The organism is Pseudomonadota bacterium (assembly GCA_030860485.1).
Lineage (GTDB): Bacteria > Pseudomonadota > Gammaproteobacteria > JACCXJ01 > JACCXJ01 > JACCXJ01.
In genome coordinates this window covers 1-10584 of the sequence record JALZID010000064.1, presented here as the reverse complement: position 1 = coordinate 10584, position 10584 = coordinate 1, and the positions used below count along the sequence as shown (strand labels likewise).

Sequence of the window (10584 nt, the reverse complement as noted above, 5' to 3'; positions counted from 1 at the left end):
CGCGCGGCGGGTCCGGGAGGGGATGGGCAAGTTGGGTTTCCGCCCTGTCCTGGGCCTCGGCCCCACGCCGCTCCTGGCCACCTTCCTCGCCCGCGGCGGCGGGACGGCGCCGGCCACTACCACCGAGACCCCGGCCGCTGCCCTGGGTCCCCTGCCCTTCGAGGTCCTCGGGCTTTCCGGCCGCGAGCTCGGGCTCCTCGAGGGCCTGGGGATCGCGACTGTGGGAGGGCTCTTGCGGCTCCCGCGTGCCGGCCTCGCCCGCCGGCTCGGCCCCGCGCTCGTCTCGCTCCTGGATCGGGCGCTCGGCCGGGCACCGGACCCCCGGCCCCGGTTCGAGCCGCCCGCCCGCTTCGAGAGCCGCCTCGATCTTCCCGAGGAGGTCCATACGCTCGAGGCCTTGCTGTTCGCGGCGCGGCAGATGCTCTTCGAGCTTCACGGGTTTCTGGCCGCGCGGCGCGCAGGGGTGCGGCGTTTGACGTGGCGGCTTGCGCACGCGCACGGCCAAGACACCCCGATCCACCCCATCGCCATCCACCCTACCGTAATCGAGTTGGGTCTCTTGGCCCCGAGCCGCGACCCGGAGCATCTGCTCGCGCTGTTCCGAGAACGCCTGAATCGCCTGTCGCTGCGCGCCCCGGTGCGGGCGCTGATCATGAGGACGGAGGCCATCGCCCCCCTCGCCGAGACCCCCTTGGGGCTGTGGCCCCTGGATCAAGGACCGCGGGGACCGGAGGAGGGTCCCGTGCGGCTCATCGAGCGCCTGCGCGCCCGCCTTGGGGAGTCCGCTGTGGCGGGTCTGTGCGCGGTCGCCGACCATCGCCCCGAGCGGGCCTGGCATCCTTGCCCGCCGGCAGAGCGCACCGCCGCTCCCCCCGTGGGTGGCTCGGCCAGGGATCCGAACAGGGTTTTGCCGCTGTGGTTGCTGAAGGAGCCCCGGCCGCTCTCGCGCCAGGACGGACGGCCTTATCTGGGCGGACCGCTCGAGGCGGAATCGGGGCCCGAGCGCATCGAGTCCGGCTGGTGGGACGGCCAGGGTATCGCGCGGGACTATTTTGTCGTCCGTGACCCCCATGGGGCGCGTTTTTGGATCTATCGCGACCTCGGGAATGCCTCCGCTTGGTATCTCCACGGGGTCTTCGACTGAACGTTTGTGAAAAATCCGCCGCGTTCGCGACGATCCTTCACAGCGCCGATCCCGGCCTGTTTATCTTCTTCCGTTTTTCACCAGGGCCGGGATGGCCGAGGCCGGCACCGCCGGGCTCACGAGATTCCCCTGGATGAGCCGGCAGCCGCGCTCGCGCAGGAACTCGAGCTGCGCCGGCTCTTCCACCCCCTCCGCGGTCACGGTAAGCCCCATGCTCATTGCGATGGCCAGGATCGCCGAGCAGATCGCCGCATCCCCGGCCTCGGTCGTGACCCCTGCCACGAAGCTGCGGTCGATCTTGAGCTTGTCGATCGGGAAGCGCCGCAGGTAGCCGAGCGAGGAATACCCGGTCTCGAAGCCATCCATCGCGACCGCGACCCCCAGCTCTTTGAGGGCGGGCAGCTGCCTCACGACCGAGTGCTCGACGCGCATGAGGGCCGCCTGCGTCACCTCGATCTCGAGCGCCGTGGGGGCGAGGCGGGCCTCCCTCAGGGCCTCCTCGACCAGCTCGGGCAGCTCCTGGCGCATGAACTGGACGCCGGAGACGTTCACGGCCACGGTCAACCCCGCGAGGCCCGCGTCCCGCCAAGCCGCGGCCTGGCGACACGCGGCGAAGAGGATCCATTGGCCGATCGGCACGATCAGCCCGGTCTCCTCGGCCACCGTGATGAACTGGCCGGGTAGCACCAGGCCGTCTTCCGGATGTCGCCACCGGATCAGGGCCTCGACCGCCACGATGCGACCCGAAGCGAGGTCCAGCTCCGGCTGGAAGTACACCTCGAACTCTTCGCGCTCCAAGGCCTTGCGCAGCGCGGTCTCCAGGCTCAGGCGCCGCACCGCGGCCACGTTCATGCGTTCGCGGTAGTATTGGTAGGTGTTCTTGCCTTTGGCCTTGGCGTGGTACATAGCCATGTCGGCGTTCTTAATCAGGCTCTCGGCCTGTACGCCGTCGCTGGGATAGAGGGCGATCCCGATGCTCGCGCCGATGTGCAGCTCCTGGTCGCGATACCAGAAGGGAGGGGCGGTGGCGGCGATGACCCGTTCGGCCACCGTGGCAGCCTGGACGGCATCTTCGATATCCGGCAGGAGGATCGTGAACTCGTCCCCGCCGAGCCTGGCGATGGTGTCCCCTCCCTCGGAGGCCGGATCGGTTCTGCCCACGTAATCATCTTCGCGCAGGCAGTGGAGTAGCCGTTGGGAGAATTCGATCAGGACCTGATCGCCGGCGGCATGTCCGAGCGTGTCGTTGATATGCTTGAAGTCGTCGAGGTCCACGAACAGCAAAGCCAGTGTCCGCCGGCCGCGCTTGGCATGGGCCAGCGCGCGTTTCAGGTATTCTCCGAACATCAGCCGGTTGGGCAGCTTGGTGAGGCTGTCGTGGTAGGCGAAAAAGCGGATCTGCTCGCTCGACTGCCTGAGGTGATGGCCCATGCTGCGTAGCGACTGGGCGAGATCGCCGAGCTCGTCGCGAGACTGGACGTCGATCGGCACCAGCACGTTGCCTCGGCCGAGCTCGCCCGCGGCCTGCTGCAAGGCCCGCAGGCGTCGGGTCAGGAGCGCCCGCAACAGCAGGAACGCCACCGCCGCAACGGCCACTCCGCCCGAAAGTGCCACGGCGAGCAGGGCGAGCGCCGCGTCCCAGTCCAGCGGGGATGCCCCCCGCCAGGCCAGGGTGCCCACCAGGATCGCAGGCACAAGGCTCAACGGGGCCAGTATCAGCGGGAGCTTTGCCTCGAGTTTCACGTCGGTTCGACCTCTTCCATGGTCCTGAACGATTCCATGACCGGAGCGCATTCCATTAGCCATCACCCAACCACAGCAGGCCGTCCTGGCGCAAAGCAAGACCAAGGCCGTCCCCCGTCCGCGCTTGTAACACAAGTCAGCCGGCCGGGCGGTGCCCCGCGTCACACTTCAGCGCGAGCGCCCTTGCGGGGACGGTTATCCAGCGCGCGGCTTGGGCCAAAAGAAATCAGATCAACGCGGGATGAGCAGCACGATACCGGGCGTTATCTGCCCCGGCCGGCTCAAGAGGATCTCGTTGGCGCGGAAGATGGCCTGCCAGCGGCTGGGATCACGATAGAAGAACCTCGAAATGCGCTCCAGGCTGTCACCCTCCTGCACCGTATACACGCCGCGTGCCCCGGTCAGGAGCGCCAACTCGATCTGGCCTCGTTGCAGGGCGCTTTGCGTCGATTCCAAGGCGGCCTTGCGGGTCGAGTCGTACGGGCGCGTGGCGCGCAGGGTGCGGTAGGCCTTGTGCAACTCGGTGATCCGCGCGCGGGCGGCCGCGATGGCATCGGGGTCGGGGCGGTTCGCGGCCAGGCGTTCCTGCAACTCCGTGACCCGCGCTTGCAGCCGGCCCGCACGGGCCTCGCTGTCCCCGTACTTCGCCAGCAGTGCCCCATACTCGCCGCGCCCGGTCTCCACGTCCCGGGTGAGCCGGCGCAGGCGCGTGTCGGCCGCCAGAGACTCACGCGTCAGTCGGCTGTTCTCGGTGGCGAGTATGGCGTTGCGCAGGCGCAACGCCGACAGCCTGCGCGCGAGATTGCCGAGCTCGGCTTCGAGCCGCGAGGCGCGCGCCGCGCAGAGGGCCTGCACCCGGGCGATCTCGCGTTCCAGTGCGGCGGCGCGTTCCGGGGGTGGGGCGGGGGCCGCCGGCTCGGCCGACGCCATGCGGCCGGCAGTCCCACCGTAGAGCATCAAGAGTCCGCAAAAGAGGAGGAACGGGGGCTGCACGCGCCCATTGTAGCGGCGGACCGCGCGGCGTGAACCGGGCCCGAGGCGATCGCGGGGACACCTACAAGTGTTGTACTCTAGGCCCAAGAGCGGGCTGTGAAGGGTATTGCATGATCCTTGTGACTGGAGGGGCCGGTTTCATCGGCTCCAATTTCGTTCTCGAGTGGCTGGCGGAGATCGGCGAACCCCTCGTCAACCTCGACCGGCTCACCTACGCCGGCAACCTGCAAAACCTCGCGAGCGTCCGGGACGATCCGCGTCACGTCTTCGTTCGGGGTGACATCGGCGATTTCGACCTCGTCTCGCGCCTATGCGCCGAGCACCGGCCGCGGGCCGTGGTCAATTTTGCCGCCGAATCCCATGTCGACCGCTCCATCCACGGGCCGGCGGCATTCATCGAGACCAACTGCGTCGCCACCTTCCAGTTGCTCGAGGCCATGCGCGCCCACTGGATCGGGCTGTCGGGCGAGGCGCGCGAGCGGTTCCGTTTCCTACACGTCTCCACGGACGAGGTCTATGGGTCGCTCGGCCCGAACGATCCGCCCTTCACGGAGACCCACCCGTATCAACCCAATAGCCCCTATTCCGCCTCGAAGGCCGCGTCCGACCATCTAGTGCGGGCTTACCATCACACCTATGGCCTGCCGGTGCTCACCACCAACTGTTCCAATAATTACGGTCCTTATCAGTTTCCGGAAAAGCTGATCCCATTGGTGATCCATCACGCCCTGGCCGGTAAACCACTGCCCGTGTATGGAGACGGCCGGCAGATCCGCGACTGGCTTTATGTGCAAGACCATTGCAGCGCCATTCGCGTGGTGCTGGACCAGGGCGGGCCGGGTGAGACCTATAACATCGGCGGCTCCAACGAGAGGCCCAACATCGAGGTGGTCGAACGGCTGTGCGCCATCCTGGATGAGCAGAGGCCGCGTAGCGACGGGCGAGCCTATGCGCGCCAGATCACCTACGTGACGGATCGGCCCGGTCACGACCGGCGTTATGCCATCGATTCCAGCAAGATCCGGCAAGAGCTCGGTTGGGTCCCGGCCGAGACCTTCGACACCGGGTTCCGCAAGACCGTGGGCTGGTACCTGGAACATGGCGATTGGATCCGGGACGTCACCAGCGGGGCGTATCGGGACTGGACGGCCCGCCAATATGGCGCAGAGGTGGCATGAACCGTAATGGTATCATCCTGGCCGGTGGCTCCGGGACGCGGCTTTTCCCGGTGACCAAGGCGGTCTCCAAACAACTCCTGCCCGTCTACGACAAACCGATGATCTATTACCCGCTCAGCACCCTCATGCTGGCGGGGATCCGCGACATCCTCATCATCAGCACCCCGCAGGACACCGAGCGCTTCGAACACCTGCTCGGTGACGGATCGGACTGGGGGCTGAACCTCCAGTACGCCGTCCAGCCGAGCCCGGACGGGTTGGCGCAGGCCTTCGTCATCGGACGATCCTTCATCGGCGGCGGTCATTCGGCGCTGGTCCTGGGCGATAATATCTTTTATGGCCACGATCTCCAGATGCAACTGGAGCGGGCCATGCTAAACGAGGTCGGTGCCACCGTATTCGCTTACCATGTGAACGACCCCGAGCGTTATGGCGTGGTGGCCTTCGACACGCACGGTCGGGCCACGTCGTTGGAAGAGAAACCCACCCGGCCCAGATCCCACTATGCCGTCACGGGGCTGTATTTCTACGACCCGGATGTGGTGGGGATCGCCGCGGGCCTCGAACCCTCGGCCCGCGGCGAGTTGGAGATCACCGATGTCAACCGCGCCTATCTGGAACGCAAACGGCTGTCCGTGGCGATCATGGGGCGCGGATTCGCCTGGCTCGACACCGGTACCCCCGAATCGCTGATAGAGGCATCGAATTTCATCGAAACCATCGAGCATCGCCAGGGGCTCAAGGTCGCTTGTCCGGAGGAGATCGCCTGGCGCAAGGGCTTTATCGATACCGAGCAACTCCTGAGGCTTGCCGCACCGCTCGCCAAAAACGGTTATGGCCAGTACCTTTTGCGTCTTTCGACCGAGCGGGAGTTCTCATGAATGTCGTGCAGACGGCGATCGCCGATGTGCTCATGATCGAACCCCGGGTGTTCGGTGATGCGCGGGGATTTTTCCTGGAGGGCTACAACGCCCGCGGCTTCAGACAGGTGACCGGGCTCTCTGTGGACTTCGTTCAGGACAACCACTCGCGCTCGCGCCGCGGCGTCCTGCGCGGTCTGCACTACCAGCTTCAGCAGGCCCAGGGCAAACTGGTGTCGGTCGTGTGCGGGGCGGTGTTCGACGTCGCGTTGGATATTCGCCGTTCCTCTCAGAGCTTCGGCCAATGGGTGGGCGTGGAGCTCTCGGAGGACAACCACCGGCAACTCTGGCTGCCGCCCGGTATTGCGCATGGTTTTCTGGTGTTGAGCGAGCGCGTGGATGTCCTCTACAAGACCACCGATTACTACGCCCCCGAGCACGAGCGCGTCATCCTCTGGAACGATCCGGACATCGAAATCGAATGGCCGCTCGCCGATGAGCCGCTGCTGTCGCCCAAGGACCAGGCCGGCCTGCCTCTCAAGCGAGCGGAGTGCTTTCCATGAGGCTCTTGGTGACCGGCGCGACCGGTCAAGTGGGTTTCGAGCTGGCCCGCGGCCTCATGCCGCTCGGTGAGGTGGTCGCGGTCGACAGGGGGCGCTGCGATCTATCCCATCCTCACGCAATACCGGCGCTCATCGATAGTATCCACCCCGACGTGATCGTCAACGCGGCCGCCTACACCGCGGTGGACAGGGCCGAGCAGGAAGAGACGCTCGCGACTACCATCAATGGGACCGCCGTCGGCGTGCTGGCCGAAGAGGCCCGCAAGCGTGGGGCCTTGCTCATCCACTACTCGACCGACTACGTCTTCGACGGCGCGAAGCCCGATCCCTACACGGAACGGGACATCGCCAGCCCGCTGAACGCGTACGGTCGCAGCAAGCTCTGCGGGGAGCTCGCGATCCAGCAGGCGGTTTGCGACCACCTGATCCTGCGTACCAGCTGGGTGTATGCCGCGCGCGGCCAGAACTTCGTCAAGACCGTATTGCGGCTGTCGGCAGAGCGGCAGGAGTTACGCATCGTCGCGGATCAGATCGGCGCCCCGACTCCGGCGCGCCTCGTCGCCGACGCCACGGCGCTGATCCTGGGAAAGCTCTCGACGCGTGAGGCGTGGCGCCCGGCGAGCGGTACCTACCATCTGACCACAGGTGGCGAGACCTCATGGCACGGCTTTGCCACCGCCATCGTCTCCGCGGCCCGCGAGGTGCCGCGCGGACCGTCAATGTCGGTCAAGAGGATACTGCCGATCGCCACCAGCGACTATCCGCTGCCGGCCCGCCGCCCCCTGAACTCCCGCCTCGACTGCACGAAGCTGGCCCAAACCTTCGGCCTCTATCTGCCGGATTGGCGTACCGCATTGACCTCGACCCTCGATGGGATCTTCGAGTCCGGGTCGTGAGGGTCGAGGCCGGCCTCAGGCACCGCCCGATACGGCGCCGGATCGAGGAACGAAACCGGGTCGGCGCGATGACGTCAATGCCGCGTTTGCCGATCGGGCCCTGCGTAGATTCCCCGCATTCACCTCACCCAAGGGTACCTTGAGCCGCGGGGCGATCTTTCAAGCGGCGCTCGGGGCTCGACTTGCGGCCCCATGGGCACGGGGGCCGGCGGCACGTTGAAACGGTTGACGGAAATCGGCACTGGGTGCGGTGGCACCCGCCTTTCACACTGACTACGCATTGGAGGCCACCGCGACGCCATGGTGGACGGCACTTAAACCTTAAAGACCTGTCTACTTGTCGGATAAGCTCAAAGGTGCGGGCCGGTCGACATGACCGTCCACGGGTCGATAGAGACATGAACAAGCTTGTGCGCAATTTGCTCGCGGTGCTCACCCTGCTGGGGGGGGCGGGTATTGTCGATGATGCCTGGGCCAGAGGTGGACATAGGGGAGGACACGGTCATGGCGGAGGGCATGGATTCCACGGAGGCCATGGCGCTCATGGGCATCATGGACACCGCCACCGGCATCATGGACGCGGCGGAAGGCACGGATTCCACAAGCACCACGGACTCCATGGACGGCATCGTTTCCACCATGGTTTCCAGGGGCATCATAGATTCCACCGCCGTTTCGGTCTAGGGGCCACATTTATCTTCGCGCCTTATCGTGGATACTACCCATACTACGCGCCATCTCGCCGATACAACCAGCCCCAGTACTGGTACTACTGCACCGACCCCCAAGGCTACTACCCATACGTCACCAACTGCCGGGTCGCTTGGCTGCCAGTCGTCCCGCACGGCCCCCCTCCATAGCCAACAGCGCGTCGGATTGATGCGATTCAGGCACTGGGCGCTTATCGGCGGCGGGTTGCTTGCGGGCTGCGCGACTGTGCCCAGCGGGCCTGGGGTGCTGGTCTTGCCCGGGGTCGGCAAGACCTTCGAGCAGTTTCGTGAAGAGGACGCAGTCTGCCGGCATTACGCGCAGGATCGCGTGGGAACGACCCCTGAACAGGCCGCTGACGACAGCGTCGCGAGGAGTGCCGGCACAGGTGCGCTCTTGGGCGGCGCCAGCGACGCCCTGATTGGCGCCGGCTCACATGATGCCGGGGTTGCTGCCGCCATCGATGCAGGGAGTGGGGCCGCGGCCGGAAGCGCTGCCGCCGGGACAGCGGCGGATGCCGTGCAAGCCCGCTATGACATCAGTTACTTGCGGTGCATGGATGCCAAAGGTAACCGGGTGCCCCCGCCGCCGGACCCTCCGGGTCACCCGCTGCCGCCCCCACCTCACCCAGGTCCAAACCTGCCGTCCCCGCCGCCCTGAGCGAAGCGAGTGAACAGGAAAAGCGCCGATGACGCAACAAGCCACAAAGCGCCTCGCTCGGAATCATGTGGTTTTTGTTCATAGATCACTCTCCTCCTTTGAATAGGACGGATTGAAGCCAATGCCAAAGCTCCCGGAAGAAAGGCGAGACGCAACGCCCTTCTTCATTCCCGTAACCCCCTTTATTTTTGACTGAACGGCGCCGCTCGAAAAGCTCATACAGCACCGGCAAGGCCAAAAGGCCAGTACCGTGGACAACAAGATCCCACCGATCACTGGCAAGCGGACAAATTGGGACAGACCACGGTTTCCGGTTCGGTGGACACAGAATAATCGTGGTCTGTCCCCGATATGCCTTGGCCTCCGTGTTTGGGAGACGACGGACCACGCCCTCCGCGAGGTCGCCAATGTGCGCGTCACCGGGTACAGCCTGCCAGCGAGTGACAGTGCCGCGCGCGCACTCCTGAATCCGCTCCAGTCTCGTGCCAACCGGGGAGGGGTCGAAGTTCGGGTCAGCGACCCGAACGCTGAGGGGAGGCAGCGGTGGCGAGACCTGCTTGGTGAGAGAGTAACCATTGACGACGAGAGGCTGAGGAAGACCCCCGCCCCAGCATGAACGTCATCATCTTCGGGGCTGGTGCGTCATACGCGACCCACAGATTGCCGTTGACAGCGAACGCATTGAGGGCGTGGCAGGAGGACATCGAGGACCGTCACGCGGTCCTCGCGCTCGCGCTAGATTGGGCGGTCCCTGGATGGAGGCAAGGCAAGGTCACGCTGGAGGATGCATGGAAGAGGATCGACCTCGCCTGGAAGGAGCGAGGATTTCCTGGCGTCAGCTGGAAGGTAAACCCGCTAAACGTGGCCCACAGACGGCGCGTCTGGGAGCTGGCAGAGACAGAGCAACGCCGAGAAACGGCGGAGCCCTGCTACTACCGTAAGCAGGTGCAGTCGGCTCGTCAGGCGCAGTGGTCCACAGAGCAGTTCTTGAGTGTTGCAGCGGGCTGGGAGTTGCGTCGCCTCATACAGCGATACCGGGCGACGCCGCGAGGTGCGCGCCCTACAAAAACCTTCTCGAACAGGCGAGGCCATTAGGCTCGGTCCTGTCCTTCAACTACGACACCTTGGCCGAACAATGCCTTGACGCCGGCGAGCAGCCGTGGACGTATGACATTCCAAGCGGCGTCGACAGGATCGGCGTGTTGAAGCCCCACGGGTCGGTCAACTGCACCCATGTGCGGGAGGGGGAGGAGGATCAGATTCGGCACAATGTCCGGCTTCGCCTAGAAGAAATGGGTTACCAGGGAAAGCGCTTCGTGCAGAACCTGGTCGTTGGGGTGCGCCGGGAAAACCGGCAAGGTGTGAAGGAGTGAAAGTATCCGACAGTGAAGGTTTAGCCAACCACACTGGCCCCGAGTCATGCGTTGTAGTCGGTGACGGCTGCGGCGAAGCGTTGACAGGGGAACGTGCAGGCAGGGTATTGAGCCCCGAAATCAAAGTACTTGCTGGGTGCCGACGCGCTCCTAACACGCGGAAGGCAACACGGTTTGCGCCGGTAGGGCGAGGCGAAGACAGGCCCGGCGGGGTCGGAGACCCCTGGCATGCACGGAAACATCTTCGTCCTGTACCTCCTAAAGGCATCACATCCCTGTGATTCCGGTTGTACGGGACCCGGGAGGCGCCGCCATTGGCCTTGGGGTGTGGTTGCCCGAGGTCCGCACGGAGAACCTAAAAGGGTACGGCCGTGATGCACGATGGTGGCGAGTCGGACAGTTCCATAGTACCGGTGAAGCAACTGAACAAAGCTGAGGCATAAGCCATGATTGTTGGCTATGGTGA

Annotated in this window: 10 protein-coding genes; 8 read left to right on the top strand and 2 right to left on the bottom strand. The window is 65.3% G+C overall.

The window, feature by feature from the left end:
- A partial coding sequence (locus M3461_03870) for a DNA polymerase Y family protein (GenBank protein ID MDQ3773560.1) occupies positions 1-1144 on the top strand: 1144 nt, incomplete at its 5' end.
- A 60-nt stretch (positions 1145-1204) separates the two neighbouring features.
- On the opposite strand, the gene M3461_03865 is transcribed toward M3461_03870, so the two are convergent.
- Together M3461_03865 and M3461_03860 are read right to left on the bottom strand one after the other, a co-directional pair.
- Positions 1205-2887, bottom strand: coding sequence for an EAL domain-containing protein (locus M3461_03865; protein MDQ3773559.1), 1683 nt, complete (start codon positions 2885-2887; stop codon positions 1205-1207).
- A gap of 231 nt (positions 2888-3118) precedes the next feature.
- A complete protein-coding gene (locus tag M3461_03860) occupies positions 3119-3880 on the bottom strand; it encodes a LysM peptidoglycan-binding domain-containing protein (protein ID MDQ3773558.1) in 762 nt (253 codons plus the stop codon).
- Between the two features lie 110 nt (positions 3881-3990).
- Here M3461_03860 and rfbB point away from each other — a divergent pair, with 110 nt between their 5' ends.
- The 7 genes from rfbB to M3461_03825 all read left to right on the top strand — a co-directional run bounded on the left by rfbB (position 3991) and on the right by M3461_03825 (position 10118).
- Complete coding sequence (rfbB, locus tag M3461_03855) at positions 3991-5058, top strand: dTDP-glucose 4,6-dehydratase (GenBank protein ID MDQ3773557.1); 1068 nt, start codon at positions 3991-3993, stop codon at positions 5056-5058.
- The gene (rfbA, locus tag M3461_03850; protein ID MDQ3773556.1) at positions 5055-5939 is read left to right on the top strand and encodes a glucose-1-phosphate thymidylyltransferase RfbA; all 885 of its coding nucleotides are present in this window, start codon (positions 5055-5057) and stop codon (positions 5937-5939) included. Before rfbB ends, rfbA begins: the two co-directional genes overlap by 4 nt.
- The gene (rfbC, locus tag M3461_03845) at positions 5936-6481 is read left to right on the top strand and encodes a dTDP-4-dehydrorhamnose 3,5-epimerase (protein MDQ3773555.1); all 546 of its coding nucleotides are present in this window, start codon (positions 5936-5938) and stop codon (positions 6479-6481) included. Before rfbA ends, rfbC begins: the two co-directional genes overlap by 4 nt.
- Positions 6478-7377 carry a dTDP-4-dehydrorhamnose reductase gene (rfbD, locus tag M3461_03840; protein ID MDQ3773554.1) on the top strand — a complete coding sequence of 300 codons (900 nt, stop codon included), beginning with the start codon at positions 6478-6480 and terminating at the stop codon, positions 7375-7377. The genes rfbC and rfbD overlap by 4 nt, the downstream gene beginning before the upstream one ends.
- Positions 7378-7839: 462 nt before the next feature.
- Positions 7840-8061, top strand: coding sequence for a hypothetical protein (locus tag M3461_03835; protein MDQ3773553.1), 222 nt, complete (start codon positions 7840-7842; stop codon positions 8059-8061).
- A 252-nt stretch (positions 8062-8313) separates the two neighbouring features.
- Positions 8314-8745, top strand: coding sequence for a hypothetical protein (locus M3461_03830; protein MDQ3773552.1), 432 nt, complete (start codon positions 8314-8316; stop codon positions 8743-8745).
- A 1124-nt stretch (positions 8746-9869) separates the two neighbouring features.
- The gene (locus M3461_03825; GenBank protein ID MDQ3773551.1) at positions 9870-10118 is read left to right on the top strand and encodes a hypothetical protein; all 249 of its coding nucleotides are present in this window, start codon (positions 9870-9872) and stop codon (positions 10116-10118) included.
- Positions 10119-10584 lie beyond the last annotated feature (466 nt).

What these genes read in the sequence shown, in the direction of transcription:
- rfbB (MDQ3773557.1), top strand. Translation starts at nt 3,991, where the DNA reads ATGATCCTTGTGACTGGAGGGGCCGGTTTCATCGGCTCCAATTTCGTT.
- rfbC (MDQ3773555.1), top strand. Translation starts at nt 5,936, where the DNA reads ATGAATGTCGTGCAGACGGCGATCGCCGATGTGCTCATGATCGAACCC.
- M3461_03835 (MDQ3773553.1), top strand. Translation starts at nt 7,840, where the DNA reads ATGATGCCTGGGCCAGAGGTGGACATAGGGGAGGACACGGTCATGGCG.
- rfbD (MDQ3773554.1), top strand. Translation starts at nt 6,478, where the DNA reads ATGAGGCTCTTGGTGACCGGCGCGACCGGTCAAGTGGGTTTCGAGCTG.
- rfbA (MDQ3773556.1), top strand. Translation starts at nt 5,055, where the DNA reads ATGAACCGTAATGGTATCATCCTGGCCGGTGGCTCCGGGACGCGGCTT.